Origin of the sequence: Xenorhabdus sp. BG5, assembly GCF_015163665.1 — a bacterium.
Classification (GTDB): Bacteria; Pseudomonadota; Gammaproteobacteria; order Enterobacterales; family Enterobacteriaceae; genus Xenorhabdus.
Genome location: NZ_JADEUG010000008.1, coordinates 45,044 through 63,711, shown reverse-complemented (window position 1 = coordinate 63,711; position 18,668 = coordinate 45,044). Strand labels below are relative to the sequence as shown.

12 protein-coding genes, 1 tRNA gene and 4 pseudogenes are annotated in these 18,668 nt (G+C 43.6%); 10 read left to right on the top strand and 7 right to left on the bottom strand.

Annotation, left to right across the window (positions count from 1 at the left end; all coding sequences use genetic code 11):
• Positions 1-36: 36 nt before the first annotated feature.
• Positions 37-1,545: a leucyl aminopeptidase gene (pepA, locus tag IQ209_RS06395; RefSeq protein WP_193850048.1), complete on the bottom strand. Its 1,509-nt coding sequence runs from the start codon at positions 1,543-1,545 to the stop codon at positions 37-39.
• A gap of 280 nt (positions 1,546-1,825) precedes the next feature.
• On the opposite strand from pepA, the gene lptF reads away from it, so the two are divergent.
• Together lptF and lptG are read left to right on the top strand one after the other, a co-directional pair.
• Positions 1,826-2,923 (top strand): LPS export ABC transporter permease LptF, encoded by a 1,098-nt coding sequence (gene lptF, locus IQ209_RS06390; protein ID WP_193850046.1) that lies wholly within the window; start codon positions 1,826-1,828, stop codon positions 2,921-2,923.
• Positions 2,923-3,999 carry an LPS export ABC transporter permease LptG gene (gene lptG / locus IQ209_RS06385; protein WP_193850044.1) on the top strand — a complete coding sequence of 359 codons (1,077 nt, stop codon included), beginning with the start codon at positions 2,923-2,925 and terminating at the stop codon, positions 3,997-3,999. Before lptF ends, lptG begins: the two co-directional genes overlap by 1 nt.
• Before the next feature lie 68 nt (positions 4,000-4,067).
• Here the strand turns inward: lptG and ampH are convergent, their stop codons facing one another.
• The gene (gene ampH, locus IQ209_RS06380) at positions 4,068-5,285 is read right to left on the bottom strand and encodes a D-alanyl-D-alanine-carboxypeptidase/endopeptidase AmpH (RefSeq protein ID WP_193850042.1); all 1,218 of its coding nucleotides are present in this window, start codon (positions 5,283-5,285) and stop codon (positions 4,068-4,070) included.
• 397 nt (positions 5,286-5,682) lie between these two features.
• On the opposite strand from ampH, the gene IQ209_RS06375 reads away from it, so the two are divergent.
• From IQ209_RS06375 to IQ209_RS06350, 6 genes and pseudogenes are all read left to right on the top strand, one after another.
• Positions 5,683-5,767: transfer RNA gene (locus tag IQ209_RS06375), tRNA-Leu, on the top strand.
• 164 nt (positions 5,768-5,931) lie between these two features.
• Positions 5,932-6,248: pseudogene (locus IQ209_RS06370) on the top strand (Arm DNA-binding domain-containing protein); the annotation flags it as partial.
• 3 nt (positions 6,249-6,251) lie between these two features.
• A pseudogene (locus IQ209_RS06365) lies at positions 6,252-6,611 on the top strand (winged helix-turn-helix domain-containing protein); the annotation flags it as partial.
• A gap of 574 nt (positions 6,612-7,185) precedes the next feature.
• Positions 7,186-7,998 (top strand): hypothetical protein, encoded by an 813-nt coding sequence (locus tag IQ209_RS06360; RefSeq protein WP_193850040.1) that lies wholly within the window; start codon positions 7,186-7,188, stop codon positions 7,996-7,998.
• Between the two features lie 655 nt (positions 7,999-8,653).
• The gene (locus tag IQ209_RS06355; RefSeq protein WP_193850038.1) at positions 8,654-9,208 is read left to right on the top strand and encodes a YopT-type cysteine protease domain-containing protein; all 555 of its coding nucleotides are present in this window, start codon (positions 8,654-8,656) and stop codon (positions 9,206-9,208) included.
• A gap of 739 nt (positions 9,209-9,947) precedes the next feature.
• Positions 9,948-10,193, top strand: a pseudogene (locus IQ209_RS06350) (hypothetical protein); the annotation flags it as partial.
• A 366-nt stretch (positions 10,194-10,559) separates the two neighbouring features.
• Here IQ209_RS06350 and IQ209_RS06345 read toward each other — a convergent pair.
• The 5 genes and pseudogenes from IQ209_RS06345 to IQ209_RS06330 all read right to left on the bottom strand — a co-directional run bounded on the left by IQ209_RS06345 (position 10,560) and on the right by IQ209_RS06330 (position 17,257).
• The gene (locus IQ209_RS06345; RefSeq protein ID WP_193850036.1) at positions 10,560-11,705 is read right to left on the bottom strand and encodes a Wadjet anti-phage system protein JetD domain-containing protein; all 1,146 of its coding nucleotides are present in this window, start codon (positions 11,703-11,705) and stop codon (positions 10,560-10,562) included.
• Positions 11,692-13,104, bottom strand: a complete 1,413-nt coding sequence (locus IQ209_RS18730) for an SbcC/MukB-like Walker B domain-containing protein (RefSeq protein ID WP_370588404.1) — start codon at positions 13,102-13,104, stop codon at positions 11,692-11,694. The genes IQ209_RS06345 and IQ209_RS18730 overlap by 14 nt, the downstream gene beginning before the upstream one ends.
• A 1,161-nt stretch (positions 13,105-14,265) precedes the next feature.
• A pseudogene (locus IQ209_RS18725) lies at positions 14,266-14,973 on the bottom strand (ATP-binding protein); the annotation flags it as partial.
• A gap of 17 nt (positions 14,974-14,990) precedes the next feature.
• Positions 14,991-15,755, bottom strand: coding sequence for a DUF4194 domain-containing protein (locus tag IQ209_RS06335; RefSeq protein ID WP_193850033.1), 765 nt, complete (start codon positions 15,753-15,755; stop codon positions 14,991-14,993).
• Between the two features lie 5 nt (positions 15,756-15,760).
• Complete coding sequence (locus tag IQ209_RS06330; protein WP_193850031.1) at positions 15,761-17,257, bottom strand: DUF3375 domain-containing protein; 1,497 nt, start codon at positions 17,255-17,257, stop codon at positions 15,761-15,763.
• A gap of 500 nt (positions 17,258-17,757) precedes the next feature.
• Between IQ209_RS06330 and IQ209_RS18250 the strand changes: the two genes are divergently transcribed.
• Together IQ209_RS18250 and IQ209_RS18245 are read left to right on the top strand one after the other, a co-directional pair.
• Entirely contained in the window at positions 17,758-18,195 is a 438-nt protein-coding gene (locus IQ209_RS18250) for a hypothetical protein (protein WP_228005748.1), read from the top strand.
• Positions 18,113-18,655, top strand: coding sequence for a WYL domain-containing protein (locus tag IQ209_RS18245; protein WP_228005747.1), 543 nt, complete (start codon positions 18,113-18,115; stop codon positions 18,653-18,655). The genes IQ209_RS18250 and IQ209_RS18245 overlap by 83 nt, the downstream gene beginning before the upstream one ends.
• The last annotated feature ends 13 nt before the right edge of the window (positions 18,656-18,668 follow it).

Genomic DNA, 18,668 nt, shown 5'->3' with positions numbered 1-18,668 from the left:
TTGCAATACCCTGAGTTCCATTAAGCGGCAGGAACATTAATCATCAGAATTCAAACCTGAACGATTTAACAGGAATTGTGACAGGAGCGCAACCGGACGACCTGTTGCTCCTTTCGCTTTACCTGAACGCCATGCTGTACCCGCGATATCCAGATGTGCCCAGTGGTATTTGCTGACAAAGCGGGACAGGAAAGCGCCTGCGGTAATGGCACCACCAGAGCGTCCGCACGCGTTTACCATATCCGCAAAATTGGATTCTAACTGTTCGGTATATTCATCAGCTAACGGCAGACGCCATGCACGATCGCCGGCCTGCTCTGAAGCATTCAGCAGTTCATGCGCCAGGGGATTATGGTTGGACATCAGGCCAGTATAATGACCGCCCAGTGCGATAACACAGGCGCCAGTCAAGGTGGCGACATCGATGACTGATTCCGGCTCAAAACGCTCAACATAAGTCAGCGCATCACACAGTACCAGACGACCTTCCGCATCGGTGTTTGTCACTTCAACGGTCTGGCCGGACATGGTAGTCAGAATGTCGCCAGGACGATAGGCGCGTCCGCCAGGCATATTTTCACAACCCGCCAGGACACCGATGACATTGATTGGTAATTGCAGTTCGGCAACAACGCGCATGGCGCCATAGACAGAAGCTGCACCGCACATATCATATTTCATCTCATCCATGCCTTCAGCAGGTTTGATCGAGATGCCGCCGGAATCAAAGGTCAGCCCTTTGCCCACCAATACGATCGGTTTCGCATTGGCATCTGCGCTGCCTTTATACTCCATAACGGCCATCAAAGATTCATTCTGCGAACCCTGACCCACCGCCAGATAAGAATTCATACCCAGCTCTTTCATCTGCTCTTCACCAATGACTTTGGTGGTCAGATTAGCTACGTTGTCAGCAAGCTGGCGCGCCTGTGATGCCAAATACGCAGCATTACAGATATTGGGTGGCATATTGGCGAGATCTTTCGCCGCTTTGATACCCGATGCAATGGCAAGACCATGCTGAATAGCGCGTTCACCGCTGGTCAATTCGCGGCGGGTCGGCACATTGAACACTATTTTACGCAGTGGGCGACGTAGCTCATTTTTGCTGCTCTTGAGTTGATCGAAAACATACAGTGACTCTTTCGCTGTTTCGACCGCCTGACGTACTTTCCAGTAATTATTGCGTGCTTTCACATGCAGTTCTGTCAAGAAACAAACTGCTTCCATTGAGCCGGTTTCGTTGAGGGTATTGATCGTTTTCTGGATAATTTGCTTATACTGGCGTTCATCCAGCTCACGTTCTTTTCCACATCCGACCAGCAAAATACGCTCAGACAGTACATTCGGAACATGATGTAGCAACAAGGTTTGACCTACCTTGCCTTCAAGTTCACCACGGCGTAATAAGGCACTGATATAGCCATTACTTATTTTGTCAAGTTGCTCTGCGATAGGGGAAAGACGGCGGGGTTCAAACACGCCGACAATAATACAGGCACTGCGCTGTTTCTCCGGGCTACCGCTCTTTACACTAAACTCCATGCGTTCTCCTGAATCTTAAAGACAAAGACGGATACAATCGCTAAAATACCGCGTTCCGCATTCATTCATCCCAAAGAAAATTAACGGTTATGTTAAGCTAAGCATATTATTTTTTGATACTTAGATAACGATAACTATGTTCTAATTGGGAACCAATATATGGAATGCTTTGGTATCATTTTAGCGATGGGGAAGCCAAACTGATTCATATAAATGGTAGATATACGACGAAGTTAGCGACTTTCCTGCAAAAAGACAAGTTTTCACAGGCGTAATAAGCGTGATCATCATTAGATATCTAGTACGGGAAACCCTGAAAAGCCAAATCGCAATACTGTTCATCTTATCGCTGATCTTTTTCAGCCAGAAATTAGTTGACGTATTGGGTGCGGCGGTGGAAGGGAATATTCCCGCAAATTTGGTTTTATCGTTGTTAGGTTTAGGTGTGCCAGAGATGGCGCAGCTTATTTTGCCCCTGAGTTTATTTCTTGGGGTATTAATGACGTTCAGCAAACTCTATACCGAAAGTGAAATCACCGTCATGCATGCCTGCGGATTGGGCAAAAGTGTATTGGTGAAATCAGCCCTTATTCTGGCTCTATTCACATCAGCGTTGGCAGCAGCTAACGTTATCTGGATCACGCCGTGGTCTGCCAAATATAAAGCGCAAGTCCTGGCGGATGCAAAAGCCAATCCAAGCCTTGCGGCGATCATGGAAGGGCAATTTAAGCCTTCTCGTGATGGCAACATGGTGTTGTATATCGGTAACGTGAAGGGCAATTCTTTTGAAAATGTCTTCCTGGCTCAGCTCCGTCCGGCGAATGACCAGCGCCCTTCTGTGGTCATTGCGGATGGTGGACATATGGAAGAGCGTCTGAATGGTAATCAGGTTGCGGTACTCCATCAAGGAATGCGCTATGAAGGTACGGCACTGTTGCGTGACTTCCGCATTACTGAGTTCACGAATTATCAGGCCGTGATTGGACACCAAAAAGCAGATATCGATAACAAAGTTGAACAAAAATCGATTGAACAGCTTTGGCACGACACCGATAACGACTCCCGCGCAGAATTTCACTGGCGTTTGACGTTGGTTGCTTCGGTGTTGATCATGGCGTTGATGGTAGTGCCGTTAAGTGCTGTGAACCCGCGTCAGGGGCGGATACTCAGTATGTTGCCAGCCATGTTGCTCTACCTGATATTCTTCCTGTTGCAAAGCTCCCTGCATTCCAATGGCAGTAAAGGCAAACTTGATCCCCTGTTATGGATGTGGTTGATCAATGGTACGTATTTTGCCTTAGCTGTGGCGCTTAATCTGTGGGATACCGTATCCATGCGCAAACTGCGTTCACGCTTTAAGACTCAAGGAGCGTCATAATGTTTGGGGTATTGGATAGATATATCGGCCGGACCATCCTGCAAACCATCCTGATGACTTTATTTATGCTGGTATCGCTTTCCGGCATTATTAAGTTTGTCGATCAGCTCCGCAAAGTCGGGCAGGGGGAATATACCTCACTTTCCGCCGGCATTTATACCCTGCTGAGCATTCCCAAAGATATTCAGATCTTCTTCCCAATGGCTGCTCTGCTTGGGGCTTTATTGGGTTTGGGAACATTGGCAACACGTAGCGAGTTGGTGGTTATGCAGGCCTCTGGCTTTACCCGCCTGCAAGTGGCGGGATCAGTCATGAAAACCGCGATCCCGCTGGTCTTGCTGACGATGGTCATTGGCGAATGGGTTGCCCCGCAAGGAGAACAGCTTGCCCGTAATTATCGCTCGCAAAAAATGTATGGTGGCTCATTGATGTCCACCACCAAAGGGCTTTGGGCGAAAGATGGCTACGATTTTGTTTATATCCAGAGTGTCGGGAAGGATAACGCCTTGAATGGCGTCAACATTTATCATGTTGATGACAACCAAAAACTGTTATCCATAAGGTATGCGGCTTCAGCGGTGTATGACAAAGATAACCATCAATGGAAGTTATCTCAGGTTGAAGAATCCGATTTAACCCAAGATGGGCGGATCACGGGGTCACAACGTATTTCTGCGGACTGGAAAAGTCGGCTGACACCAGAAAAGTTAGGCGTCGTTTCTCTTGATCCTGAAGCGCTTTCTATACGCGGCCTGCATCAATACATTACTTACCTGCAACAGGGCCAACAGGATGCCGGACGTTACCAGCTTAATATGTGGAAGAAGATCTTCGCACCTTTATCGGTTGCGGTGATGATGCTGATGGCACTTTCCTTTATCTTCGGGCCACTGCGTAGCGTGCCGATGGGATTCAGGGTTGTGGTGGGTATTAGCATGGGTTTTGTGTTCTATGTCTTGAATGAGATATTCGGCCCGCTCAGTTTGGTTTATAGTATGCCGCCGATATTAGGGGCGCTGTTGCCAAGTTTGTTGTTTTTTGCAGTGAGTGTTTACTTACTCTTATATAGAAAATAACAAACTGATATCTCAGCAAACTTATCCATCGCCTCCACCTTCAAGAGTGGAGGCGATTTCTTGTAAAACTAAATTTGCTTATGATTGCTCGCTAATGCTGCAACTAATTCATTAACTCCACTCGTCACACGACTAAATTTGCTTTGTTCTTTGCGCGTCATTACCACAAATACGCCGATATTGTTTTCAGGGATCATTGCCATATAGGTATTAAATCCACCGCCGCCGCCCGTTTTCTGGTAAATACCGGGAACATTGCCTTTAGCATCCATATATACCCAGCCAAGTCCAATACCATCTGCCAGACCCGCAACATCCATCCCTTTAATTGATTTCAGATCGGCACGCTTAAAGTAGATACCTTGTTCACGGCTGGCAGTCTGCTTCCTTAACTGATTATGGGAAGATAAAAACTGTTGCATCCAGCGCTGCATATCTGCGGGAGTGGAATAAATCCCGCCACTACCCGCGGCAGCAATGGTGTTTACGCAAGGGCTGGATTTAACCCCTACCATCAAGCGGGCGCATTGGGATGGCGTGGGCGTTAGCGTCGTATCTTTCATGCGATAAGGATGAGTAATTTCTTCTTGTAGCAGGCGGGCATAGGATTTTCTCGTTGCTTTAGCAAGGGCATCAGCTAATAAATCATAGGCCAGATTGGAATACGAAGCTGTCGTGCCAGGCACGGCATCTATTCCTGCGGTTTTCAGCCAGGTCCAGCGGTTTGATTGGGTTGGCCAAATAAACACAGGGCGCCCCCATTTCCCACTAGGTTGTTCCCGTGGCAATCCGCTGGTATGGCTCGCCAGATGATACAGTCGAATTGGTTGGCTAGTGCCATAATCCGGCACTTGGACACCGTAATAAGTGTATTTCTGCAACGGATCGGTAATCTTAAGGTATTTCTTCTGTGCCAACTTAACCATGACCTCGCTGGTCATCAATTTGGTAATAGAAGCTATACGAATTAAAGAGTCTTGGCGTGGTCGAATACCGCTGCCTGGATAAGTTTCCCCAAAACTGCGATGTATAATCTGATTATTATCGATCACCACCATCGCCATTCCCAAAGGCTTGCCTTCTTCAAAGATGGATTGGGAATATTGATCGACCAATGCAGTCGCTATTTTCTTAATATTGTTATTACCCTCGAACACTTCCCATTTTGCAGGTTGCACATTAGATTGCTGAAATTTTTTCTGGTGGGAATAACCAGAATCTGCACAAGCTGTAATCGCCCATGTCATGACGGAAACTGCACACAGTTTATATAGCCGTTTTTTCATTTTTGGATTAACCAATCAGGGAGCATTCAAGTGAAGGAATAAAGCAGTTATTTGTTTTTCTTAAATATCGCCATAATGGCACCAATAACGATACCCAACAGGATACCTGTAAAAATCCAACTGATAATAGTCATGATAATTTACCTCATAGCAGTGTATTGTTTTGAATTATATAAGGAGTTTAGAGGTTGTCTATTGGCTGGAAAGAATTGTGTGAGGAAGGATTTGCGGGATTAGAGTGGAAAAAGTGGTTTGATTTTAAGTGTTGCTGGTAAAAACTGGTGAAAAAATAGAACAAGCGATTCTTTTTTCGTCACTTGGACAAAATCGAAAGGATAAGTGTTGCGAATGCGCTTCTGACAGGTATAATGGCCCCCGTTCTCCGAATCATTTCAGTGCCGAAGTGGCGAAATCGGTAGACGCAGTTGATTCAAAATCAACCGCCTTCGGGTGTGCCGGTTCGAGTCCGGCCTTCGGCACCATTCGTTAGTTTTCTAACGTATACCCAAGTCTACAAACTCCCAAAAAACTCCAATAAATCAAGATACTTAGTTATTTTGACGTCTACTATGGTCTGTTGCAATCAACAAGCACCAAGGGGCATAATTTGGGGCATCTACACTTCGATTGTAAATGTGCCCCAAAAATGAAACTAAACGCCCGACAAATCGAGACTGCAAAACCGAAAGAGAAATCTTATAAATTAGCGGATGGCGCTGGCTTATATCTCGAAATCACGCCGCGCGGTTCTAAATACTGGCGCATGAAATATCACCGCCCCACCGACAAAAAAGAAGATCGGCTGGCCTTTGGTGTTTATCCCGTTGTTTCATTAGCTGATACACGTGCTAAACGGGATGAAGCCAAAGCAGAGAAAAAAACGCACAAGCTGAATCAAAGGGGGCATATACCTTTGAACGGATCGCCCGTGAATGGCACGCCAATAATAAACGGTGGAGCGAAGGTTTACTGGCAGAACAACAGAAATCTGCGGAGGCGTTAGATATCAAACGTGGCACAGATCCACTGGTCGATTTTTGCGGCTACCTGATTGCCTGTTAATTGGCAATGCGGAAATTATGCCGTTCAATCCCCGTAAATACCTTTATCACTCCTATCTTGCTTATTATGAAAGGCAATAATCTGAATAAACCCGTTTCTGTAACTCGTTTTGGCATGGATATGCCGGAGGCGCTTGCGGAGTACGGTCAGCATTACTTGCGCAAGAAAAGTAAACAAGGTATTCGTAGCAACCTGAGCCTGAATCTTGATAGTGCTATCGAATGGATGCTGAAACTGACAAGGAATAGCCTGCCAGAAGAATAATTTTTCCTGCTTTATTGTCACCTGTACTAGAATATATAAATAATTCTGGTATATCCTGTCCTGCGGTATATCAAAAACATGCAATTATCATGGGCAAGATAAAGAATTTTTCAGCTAGGTTAGTTTTAGAAAAGAAATGATAGGGAGAGTTAAATGTGGATTAAGTCATTATTTAATATGCTGATAATAATGTTATTATTTATTATCAGCAATATAGGATTTATTTCTATTGATTTAACTATAAAAGAAGTAATAACTCTACGGGCAAGCAAAGAATACACTCCATCTGAATTGTCTTTTTTTATTAGTGCTACTGATTATGTAATGTTGACTAACAATTTTTTATTTGTTTTATGTACGATTGTGTTTTTGTTACGAAAAAAATTAAGAAACAGTTTTAGAATAATTTTTTTTATATTTTTAATTACCTTATTAAATAACATTTCTACATTTATCTACGTCTTAAATTTTTCGACTTTTTTTAAATTCATTAAAAATTATGACATACATTTTATATTAATCTCATTTCCTATCTCAATGATTATTATTTATATCCTTGCAAGGAAGAACACATATGAATAATAGAGATATAATTAGGCAATCAAGAATATTAGATAAACTTGATTCACATACATTAAATATGTATGACACTACCTGTCGATGGCTGCCTAAGGGTGTTTTTTTATGGGTAGAAACAAAGGGAACAGGCCATACATTTATTTCTGTTCATGCAGAAAGTGGAATAAGTGTATTTACCTATGGTCGTTACGCTGATACTGGGCCGTTAGGAATAACTGGTGATGGTGTTTTAATTTGGTTGCAAAATAATGAAGCAATAGAATATATGTCAACCGAGCTTTATAGAATGGAAGCTCAAGTTTATAATATTAGAGATGCTGATATTTTTGCAATAACTAGGTATTTTAAAGGACTATGGTATACAGGTAAAAATATAGGTGGAACTTCCGCGCCCGAATCCACTCAGAGATTTGGAAAAATAATTGATACTTATGATGTAACTGGAGTGAACTGTACAACTCACTCCGTTAAAGCACTTAATTTCGCAGGCAGTGCAGTTTTTAAAAGAAAAAATATATTTTCTATCAATTATACTGAGGATTTTACCATCCCATATTCATTACGAATATATATGAATGATATTGATACACTTAAAAAAAGTATGATTATCACCGATGTTACATGGAGTTTTAAGCAACAGATGAGGAATACTAAAGGATTAGTTCCTTTAAATGGAGCGGGGAAAATGCAAGGAGTACTTGGTGTTAGTGCCAAATCTTCGGGCACGTTAGGCACTCAAAGTAGTGGTTACGGTGGTGCTACTTTTGGTGGTTCGTCCGGTTGGAATTATACCCCGAAAGAAGAGTAATCAAAAATAATATGGCTCAATTGTTAATTATAATAAAAGCGCCGATTCAGGCGCTCTTATTATTTTGGCTTTAGCCAGTTTAAGTGGCGTAAGCTGCTTAAACATAAAACTACCCGCTATGCAGGTGGAGCCCCGAGGTTATACCAAGAAAAACACCTTTCCGTTACGATATAGATGTTCAAGCTAATATACGTAACTGAAATAAGGAAAGGTGTTTGTGGGGATTACTGCTCGCTCAATTACCAGCAAACGGCTCCACCAGCCCACAGGGTACAAAGCTCAGGTATCACGGACAATGCAAAGCCCTTTAGCGGACTTAACTCACAAAATCGCGTAAAACTTTCACCTGACCTTATAATCCATTGATAAAGCTAAAATACCCTGAAGCGCAGAGTTTGGAGCGATATGTAAAGCTGCACATCGTTCAGCTTCTTTCGTTGGAGGATTTTGAGAATATCAATGAGTTGGGTTTAATTCCGGCATTTTAGTGGAATCGACTTAATTTACTGGCATATAGAGCTTGTTCAGAATCTTTACTAAAATGCTTTTTAAAAACCCTTTACATTAGACAAAACCAATATATCCTGTTTTTAACATATTTTTGCCCTTAATCTTTTTCGTAAACCAAACTTATAGTGAATGGGGGTATTTAAAAATGTCGTTATTAGATGCTAATGAATTTGAAGGGAATTGGGTATTTCGCTTCAATCAAACTCTGCATTTTCCTCTTAATTTCTCTTCGACTATGCAAAACGGAGCCTGTAGTAGTTTAGTAATGGCTTGGGTAAAGATGCACAAATCAGGAAAGTCTCACCTATTTCCAGGAAATATAAAAATTCCTAGTTACATAAAATTAGTTGAAAATCTTAAAGCTAAAAGCATGGATGGCATGAAATTTCTTAATGAAAATGGATTATTATATATGCATGTAAGCCGTTATGGTGAAGACAATATTGTAGAAAACTTAGCAACTATCTATGAAGGTTATGAAGCTTTGGCTTATGGAGATCATGCTATTGGGCTGGCAGTAACTTTCTATGGTGTTGACTTTTTTGATCCTAATTTTGGTTGCGTCCATTTCCCGACACGTCACAATCTTAGAGCATGGTTTAAGGAAAGATATTGGCCTAACCGTGATGGAGTAGGGGCGATTGCAAGGCCATGTAATTACATTCTTGTGCACTCAATTGTATCAATTTACAAGCCATGATCGCACATCACTGCCAAGCTGCATATCTACACCTTGCTCGTAAATCCACCAGCAAAGTGATTCCAGCCACCTAACGGAATTAAACAAATTCAACGAGTTAGATACACTCTGTCTGGTTAACTTTCCCCAATGGTTGAAGTTAATAACAATCAATGAATTACATCTATGTCTATTCATAACTCTTTGATTAGGTTTAATTGCTCTATTTCGGAGTAATCAGGGTTGGGTGAAAAATCACCAGACATAGCACAATGGTATTAGACGAGGTTATCTCGACGGGGGAGAAAAACGGTACGCCTTACCGTCGCCTCATCTTAAGGCATAACGTTATAAGGCGGACGTAATGAAACCCTTTATATTTCCTTTCAAGTAATTGAAGTAAGAAAAAGCAATAGAAAAATTAAATGAGCTAGACCCATCTCCTCAGATTGATAAAGAGTGCCTGTTCCAGTGGTGGAATGAAGTTAAGCCATTTAAGTACCGAATCCTCATTCAAATCCTGTGCTTGCAGAGATGAATCGAACGCTAAATGGTACTTATCGTCGAGAGAAGGGATTCTTCCAGCACGATATTTGAATGAGCCCAAAGTCTCTGTTTTCTTATCGTTACTTTAGATAGAAAATTATAAATAAAAACAAAATGATAATATGGTTTTATCAGTACGCTTCTCTATCAAAAAATAGCCAGTTCCTTCTGTCATCCATGAATTCCTATATGGCTGCTATTGATGATCTTCAAAATTGTCTTTGGTGATATGGATTTGTTTGAGATCCAGCCAGCGTCTTTACCCAGAGGATTACTGGCTAAATACCTTTTCGCCTCTGAATTTAATGCCTTGCAGTTTGAATATAAGGAACGCAAAGATTTAAGCGCCGAGCGAGAAGAGAAGTATCAACGGTACGATACGTCGATGGTATATCGTGGAGAAAGTTTAAAAGATGAAATCAAAACGATTTATTCCAGCCTGGAGCAGCGCCAGTTATAAGTCTGTAACGGCAGAACCTAAAGGTTCTGCCGTTTGTTTTTTCTTTCTTTTTCAGAAAAATAATAATGAAAAATCCTGATGGCCTGCCACAATGAGTTATAGTGGTATAAGGCTCTCGGGCACTTCATAAGCCTGCTAATCTGATGAATAGTGAAAGTGGGTATGTCATCAATTTATTGAATCGTACATAGTATTCCTATTTGGGGTACACTTCCGTCATCCTTGGCAACTGAAATTTATTTATACCGCATGTTATCCTGGCACACATAAGCAATGGCTATTAATGGGAGTCGGGCAACAGTGCGTGTTATAAGGATTGGTCCAAATATCATTCTTCGCCACTTAATTTTTCGGCTTTTATATGTACTAATCCGTTCCCCAGCTCATTAATGCCGAAGTTACTACATCTATCGGGAGGAATTCTTGTTCAAGGCGGCCGTATTGTAGATTAGCTAAATAGTAATAAAAATCAGCTTCTTCGTTCAGCAAACCATCAGGAATGATGTCTTGTGCTTTTACCGGCTCAGGAACAGCCCTATGACTGGCATGTTCATCAAACAACTCTCGATGCATTAGTAATGCAGAAAGAGTTGGGTGATATTTTCTGGCTCTTGCTAACATCAAAAGTCCCCAGGTATCCATATCTCCCCAGTAGGCAACGGATTTTTCTTTCAGAGCAGGGTTAGATAACCATTGCAAATCAAGGCCTGTGCCTAAGATGGCGATGGTGTCAGGTAAAGTTGGTAGTTGATGCTGGCATTGTTCATTTTCAATGATGAGCAAGCGTGCAGCAGGCAGTTTAATTTCAGCCAGTTCTGCCGTGGTGACTTTACTTTTTTTAAAGGGTAATAATCCTGGTGACAGCGGTATTACTAGTACCCAATGGTTGTTTTCATCAAGAGCATCCAAAAAAGCTGTTAAACCTTGTTTACTGGCTTCTCCCATAAACCGTTCGTCCAAGAGCCTGGTTAGTAATGATGTATTATTTTCAATAAATTTTGTATCCACCCCTAGTCCTGACAATAATCTCAATGGTCGTCCATTTGCGTATCCCGGTGTTAAGCGGTTGGCCAACTTGGCTGCTGTAATGACCTCTTGAGGATTTCGATATATCCAAAGTGAACGATTCTTGATCAATAGTGGATGGAAAACAGTGTTGACATGTTCGATAATTTCCTCAAGTAATCTGAACTCACAACTGACCACTGGATCCTTGGTGGCATCAATCCATTCTGAAGGCTCCTGTAAAACCCAACGCAATGGCATGGATATTGGCATATTACTTGCCCGATAACTCACTAACTCCCATTCGACTCGTCCGATCTTCACATTCCTCCATGCCCGAACGTGTTCCAAAACTTGTTGAGTATTTTTAGTAAATTCCCTTGAGGTGGGTTTACCAATGGGAAGACTCAATGGCCAGTTACCTGGTGGGAGTAGGCGTTCAGCACGGAGCTTTGAGTTGTACCATTGGTTGGAAAGTTTCTTAGCGATTTCGTCAGGGGAGTTCATGTTGCTTGTGTGTTCTCCGTTGATCGTGTTTTTCAAGCTCTTCCCAACTCAGGGAAACCATATTTGAATTCTGGCCGCGTCGATGAACGACGATAGCCGAGCGAGTATGATGGCGCAACAGCCGCATTTCCTTGTTAGGTGTGATAAATATTGCGTGCAGACCAAACTCTTTGAGTGCGGCAATTATCCTGCCTGCAACCGCATGAGAACTACGGGAAAAAGCTTCATCAAGAATAATAGTGCCGAAAAGCGGATGGCTACTACCTTTGGGGCAAAGCGCATAACTGAGCGATGCGGTAAGCACGTAGGAAGCAATAATCTCCTTTTCTCCCCCGCTACCGCCTTGTGAGCCAGTGCGTGATTCAATCACATTACCAGTATGGCGGTTCATCACTGACACGGCGAACTCTAGACGAAAACGTGGATCCAGCAACGCTTTTGCACCCAGAGTTCGATTTCTCTCGCAGGCATCCCGAAGCAATGCAACCAATTCTTGTAAGGCTTTATAATGGCTTTCACCGTTATCATCAACAAACCGTGCGGCATTTAACTGACGCTGAGCTTTTTCAAACGTGCGTAGGCTTTCATGGTTTACTTTCTTTGTTACCAGTCGTAGGTAGTGGTCTGGCTGAAAATCAACCCTGAACATTGTGGCGTTTAGTTCGCTTAGACGCTCTTCGATCATTAACACTTCATGTTCAATATGGCTGAGCAATTGTGTTACGCCATCATCGGACGAGCGGTTCAAATAGTCCAAAAAACGGTGGAGTTTTTCTGGTAAGGCTTCTTCGGTCAGTTTCTGCAAGCGCTGCAAATAAGCAGGAATATCGACCAGAACTGTGCCTATTTCAGCAAGTGCCCCAGTATCTACACGTTTGGCTTCGGACATGCGCCGAGTCAGTTCCATGTTCAAGTCGTGCAGTTTTTCTTTAAGCTTTTCGATTTCATCCTGGAGTTTGCGCATATGTTGGCGTTCCAGCTCATGAATATCAGACAGTTGTTCTATTGTTATTATTGGGAAGTGTAGGGCGCTTAATTGCCGCTCTTCCGCCGATATTCCTTGTTGTGCAACCCGCTGTGCCTGTTGCTCTGTAGCTAAAGCCGTTTCGAGGCTTTTTTCCAGTCCGCCGGAGTCTTTATTGGCTTTCTGAAGCTGCTTTTCTAGTTCATTTTCAACTTGTTGTGCCTGGGTCATCAGTAACTTGGCAGCACTTGCATCAGAATCTGGATGGGTTAAGTTTTCCAGTCTTTCCTTTAGTTCAGCTAGCCGTCTTATGGCGCCCTGAACATCGATATTATTGAAATCAATTTGCTGAATTTTTTGGAGTAAAATAACCTGATGCTGGAGCTGGCTTGCCTCACCTTTTACCGACTCTAGTTCTTGATCTGCGATCGCCATCTGTTTCTGAAGCCTGGAAATTTCCTTCGCCAGGAAGGTCATGCGATCCCGATTATCAAACCCTGTTAACCAGTCTTCATCAAGGCGTTTCTGGTCCTGTTTGTCGTAAAAGTGTTGCTTGCCAGACATTAGTCCTTGAACGGTCATGGCATGGGGGATATTGCGCAGCTGTTCGGGGCTGTCAATACAATGGCGATCAATATTTGCTAGTAGCACTTTTACTGCCTCTATCCAGGGATGATCCTTCCACAGCAGTTTGCGGGTGAAACCATCGTCAAAAAATCTGGCGGGAGAGTGCGGTAATTTTACTTCCAGTAATCTCACATGCAGACGATTATGGCGTTGGTTTACCCAGCGTAATGCTACTGGTGCAGATTCCGGTGATACAAGGATACGCAGCCGATGGCTACCGATAGCGCGTTCAATGGCACCACGCCATGGAGCTTCTTCTGGTTTAACCTGAATCAGTTCTGCCACGAAAGGAAGGTTGGTTTCATCAATATTTAGTGCTTTTGCCAGCTCACTGCGGAATGCCTGATAATGAGCGGGGAGATTAGAGTCCGGACGTCTTGCAATCTCGGTACTTTCCAACTCTAGTTGGCGAAGTTGCTCGGCCACGTTGTGCCTGAGAGCGCCTTTTTGATACACCTCATCTTGTTTAAGCTTTATCTCGTGGGTGAGTTGCTCGAATCTGGCTTCAGCTTCATGCTGGTTCTCCTCCAGCTGTGGTTGAGTCAGTACAGATGAAAATCCGAGATTATGTGTCAGTTGCTGGTACTGGTGCGCTAGTATTTCTCGTTGGGTGAGGGTGCTCTGCCAGTCGTTAATACGGTCGTTCAGTTCATCAATATTTGCACCGCCAACCTGTAGATAACGCTGCATGCAGTCGGTAATGACTTTTTTCTGAGATTCAAGCTGCACCCGAAGATGAGCTTCTTTGGTTTCTGCCTCATCAAGCGCCGTCTCAAGACGATGGATTTCTTGTTGCCAGAGATGGCTTGCCTGTTCTGCAAACCAGATGGGCAACAACGATTCCAGTACCAGCTTGTCAGCAAGCTGTATTTGCTGTTCTTGATGTTTAGCCCAGTTTAGGGCAATAGGCTGTAAGGATTGTTGTTGCTTGCGAGCGGTTTCCAGCTCCTGATGGATCTCGGTCAGGTCATCAAAGCTGTTGGCGACTTCCTTTGCTCGCTCAAAAGCGGAATGGTCGTCAAGTACCAGATCGCGGAAAATTTCATCGATACTGTTTAGCTGCTTTAATCCTGCGGCACGGTTGAGCAGAGTAAAGGCGTTCTCTCCCACATCGAAGTAGTCCCTCAGACGAGCCAGGTATTGTTTTTTATTCGACCATGTCCAGAGTCCGGTCGTCTCTTTTTCCATTTGCTTTAGCAACCGTGTGCCGCCGTCATGATAGACGTTCAGCCAGCGTTCAAGTGTCTGTTCTGGACTATCGCTGAATAACCAAAGCCTTTTCATATCCGTTGCACTGAAGCTGGTTGTGTCAAACCACAGCAGCGCCCCTAGGCGTACCAGTTGCCCCTCACGCTCCAGTGTTGCGGCAATACCTGTCACAGTTTTCCCTAATCTGGCGATATGTGATTGTCCTTCTCCTCCATCACCGGGGCCAGACACTCCCCGTACGTAGGAGATTAAATCCCGGTCACTTTCATGCCCACCCGTTGAGGCCAGATTATAGCGAGGATTAGCGCAAAGTAGTGTCATCAGTGCGTCTACTAGAGTCGTTTTACCACTCCCGGTTGGGCCAATCACTGCCGTACCTGCCTGATTGATGGCCGCCTGATGCAATCCTTGAAATCCCCCCCAGTTAAATAGTTCGATATTGGTGAGAATAAAAGAGTCATTTTTCATCAGGAGAGTCTCTTGCTTCATGCTTCCTCCTCGCAGTTATCTTTTTTAGATGTGTCATCCAAGGGCGTCTGGGGTGCGACCTGTTCCCGTAGCCATGTTAGTAATGCTTGAAGGTTTACCGGATCAGCGAGATGGGTAATGACTGGACGAATAGTGATTCGCTCATGGTCATCTGGCGACGTCACTAATCCATGGACTTTCAGTTGATCCAATAGATTAATCAACCGTGTTCGCTCTTTTGACTCGCTTCCCGGATCGCCAAGGTAGACCTGTAATTGTGGAAGAAGATCGTCTATGGCTATCTGCACCTGGTTAGCTCCGATTCCACTCTCTTGCTCCCAGGCGATAAAATGCTGGCGCAAAATAGCTACCAACAACGATTGTTCTAGATTTAACCTCTGCCGCCGCACCAGTGGATGTGACCATTCATTTTGCTCCTGAACCTCATCAAGCTTGACTTTGACATACAGCACACCGCGAATTTCATCTATACCAATATCTAGATCGAGTGGTTCTAAAATTCGGATGATTTCTTCAGGGTGGGTCAACACAGTGCGGTACAGTTTGGGTTTATTTGCTTCTTCCAGCAGACCATACTTAAGCAGTTCTTGGGCGGCCTCCCGTATTTTTTTCACGGTTCGCGTTTCGCTGCCAGCGATGTTTTCCACTATATGCCCGGTTACATCGTTATGCTCGGTTACATCATTGCCTTGCTGAGCCGAATTATTGTCAGAATCTATTGCATTATGCTGATTGATAAATTTGTCAAAAAATCCCGCCATGTTTGTCACTCCCAGTCAATATCTTTCAATGCCTGACTTTCCAGCCTAGTGGTAGGTAGATTGAATCGCCAGAGGTGATCTTCGTCATCACTAAGTTCAACATACTCACGTTGATCGTCTCTCACGTCGATGCCTGCTTCTCTTGCCATTCCAATCCAGAAGGCAAAAGTTTCGAGATCGTGAACAGGCGGCAGCAATGTGGCCAGTTCAGCAAGGCCAATGGGCCTATTTTCCTCCTTCAATAGCTGTAGCGTCTGATAGAATAACGTTTCATGATCTAACCCATGAAAAGCATCCCAGAAATCATCACCGATTTGTGCTAGATCGGCGGCATGATGGCTAAGATCGAGCGTTTGCTCTGCTTCATCATCGACTTCTTTGAAACGAAGGCGTTCAATGACAGGGATCCCCCCTACGGCTACTCCAACAGCGGGAAATGGCACTTCCTTTTTGCGTACAGCTTGGCGCTGCCAATTAAGCTTTAATGCTAAGTTAAAGAATTCATTAAGCAAATGTCCGACACGATGATGTTCCGCTGCGAGGCCGGTTTTCATAAAGCTTCGAACATCTTGTTCGCTGCGGGCTCGCGCCTGAAGTACCGTTTGCGATTCATCTACAAGGCGTTTTACTAGCCAACGCAGATCATGACGTTGTATACGACTTAATGCATCAGAAGCGGCAGGGTGACTAAGAATTACGCTTAATCGTTTACTCATTGTGGTCAGTTCAGCAGACTGGCGAAGTTGTTGTTGAAAACTGTCGAACACCCTTCCTTCAGGAGTATTGAGTAGCGCTTCCTGATCGTTAAGCAGACGATCAACGATTTCCCCTCGATGATATTGCTCACCAATAATCGATTGTCGGAGAACACGATAGGCTTCACGCCAAGAATCTTCAACACGCCGAAAATCGGCTCTCAGACTAGTGGCCAGATTGAAGACTTCGCGAATATGTTCAATTGCCTGATGTGTTTCTAGTATTTCAATATGTCCGGCTTCTGCCTTTTGTAACTCGCGTTCAAGCTCGGCTATTCGGCGGCGTAACACAGAAATTCGGTTAGCTGGATTAGGATTAAGACTGGTTTCCAGGTTTTCGATTTCTCTTTGTACAATGGATAAGCGAGAAGCGGTGGAAGTCATAAAGCGGTTATCAAGCGTTTCAACAAAAGTGATGGAAATCTCAAGTGCATCGGTTGCAAATATACGTCCATCACGCTCGACAATTAGGCGACGTTTAATCCATTCCCGTAGTTCACGGCTTGCCTGAATATGGGGGTTATCCTGTTTAATTTCATATTGTTCGTGGTTTACGTGATCCATAAGAATGTTGGCAAGATGCTGAATAGCATGTTCAAGAGGAATACCGTCGTTCGATTCCTCAAACAAGGTTTTCAGGCAACTTAATACGAGTGGGGCACGTCGGGTGGCAAGGAGTAACCAAGCTGGATGTTGATTTCTTGCTGAAATATAACTGTCTGTGCGTTGCTTGATATTTTCTTTCATATCGCAGATCTTCATCTATTTCGGTTTTTAGGTAACAAAACAAATTTGAAGTATGGCTTGCGCTTACGAAGATACTTCGGTTTATCCAGATTGGCGCAGGTCACCTGAGTTTGACAATTCGGTTCTGGACATTCAAAAAGATATTTTGAGGTTAGGAGTCCCTCAGAAAAAAGTTTATCCGCTTCCTCTGCTGTGATGTCTTTTCCTATATTCTAGACTACGCGCCTGCTTCAGTTTCATTATGCCTCCCGTTTAAATATCGCCCCTTTTTCTTTTGAAAAGATTCATTCTTAAAACACAGAGTAATTTCCACCGTCATGTTCGATTTTGGTATTTTATTTTTTATTTAAAATCATATGGGGTAAAGTGAACAAATGGAAAGTCACGGGCAGTTGATTTCTCTTATCTACATGTGATGAATGAGTTCAGTATATTCGGCAGGGAATAATATTCCGATACTGGTTACATGAACATGTCGCATTTTGGAGCACATAAAGGCAATGGGTGAGCTAACCTGGGATCAAACTTTACGCTTTCGTTTACTTGAAATAGTGTTGCAGTGGGAAGGGCGTCTGACGACAAACCACCTTTGCTCTGCTTTTAATATTGGTCGTCAGCAGGCATCTAAAGACATCAATCGCTACATCAAGAAATATTCTCCTAATGGGTTAGAATACGATAGTAAACTCAGGGGTTATAAACCCACCGCTTTTTTTGTTCCCCGTTTTAGTGAAGGTAAAGTTGATGAGTATCTGACACTCCTGCATCAGGAAAAACAGCAGGTGCGTCAACATCTAGAACGGAGAATGGCTCTCCCTTTAATGGACTTACGTTACGGTCATATTGAGATTTTAAATGTGCCAGCCCGCCATATCGATCCTAGAGATCGTTCGGGGTTTGGTGCAAGCGGCTCGTTATCAGTTGAGGGTAGATGTTGACTATGTATCCTTAAGCTCGGAAGAACAAAGTGGACGCAATATCGTACCTCATACGTTGGTCTATGATGGGATCCGCTGGCATGTACGTGCATATTGTGAGAAGAAAAAAGATTACCTGGACTTTGTAATGAGTCGATTTCGTGGTGTGCCTGATTTGCTGGATGCTTCCGAAAATGGAAGAGAGCAAGATGTTGAGTGGAATACTCTGGTGACTGCTATAGTAGTGCCTAACCCCAAGCTCAGCACTACTCAGCAAAAAATTATCGCCAGTGATTACGCGATGAATGATGGAAAATTGCTGATCACTCAGCGTATCCCTTTACTCCATTATGCTCTTGGGCTTTTACAAGTGAATTTTGACGGGGAATATAATGAGAAGCCTCTACTACATCCACTGGTATTAGCCAACCGATCCGATTTAGTTAATCTAGGATGCCACTTCAAGCTGACAAGTGGTTGATTTGTCCATGGCG

Excerpts from the sequence above, each read along its gene's own strand:
- IQ209_RS18245 (WP_228005747.1), top strand. The coding sequence starts at position 18,113 with ATGTGCCAGCCCGCCATATCGATCCTAGAGATCGTTCGGGGTTTGGTG.
- IQ209_RS18250 (WP_228005748.1), top strand. The coding sequence starts at position 17,758 with ATGGGTGAGCTAACCTGGGATCAAACTTTACGCTTTCGTTTACTTGAA.
- IQ209_RS06330 (WP_193850031.1), bottom strand. The coding sequence starts at position 17,257 with ATGAAAGAAAATATCAAGCAACGCACAGACAGTTATATTTCAGCAAGA.
- IQ209_RS06355 (WP_193850038.1), top strand. The coding sequence starts at position 8,654 with ATGTCGTTATTAGATGCTAATGAATTTGAAGGGAATTGGGTATTTCGC.
- pepA (WP_193850048.1), bottom strand. The coding sequence starts at position 1,545 with ATGGAGTTTAGTGTAAAGAGCGGTAGCCCGGAGAAACAGCGCAGTGCC.
- IQ209_RS06335 (WP_193850033.1), bottom strand. The coding sequence starts at position 15,755 with ATGGCGGGATTTTTTGACAAATTTATCAATCAGCATAATGCAATAGAT.
- IQ209_RS06360 (WP_193850040.1), top strand. The coding sequence starts at position 7,186 with ATGAATAATAGAGATATAATTAGGCAATCAAGAATATTAGATAAACTT.
- ampH (WP_193850042.1), bottom strand. The coding sequence starts at position 5,285 with ATGAAAAAACGGCTATATAAACTGTGTGCAGTTTCCGTCATGACATGG.
- IQ209_RS18730 (WP_370588404.1), bottom strand. The coding sequence starts at position 13,104 with ATGGCGATCGCAGATCAAGAACTAGAGTCGGTAAAAGGTGAGGCAAGC.
- IQ209_RS06345 (WP_193850036.1), bottom strand. The coding sequence starts at position 11,705 with ATGAACTCCCCTGACGAAATCGCTAAGAAACTTTCCAACCAATGGTAC.
- lptG (WP_193850044.1), top strand. The coding sequence starts at position 2,923 with ATGTTTGGGGTATTGGATAGATATATCGGCCGGACCATCCTGCAAACC.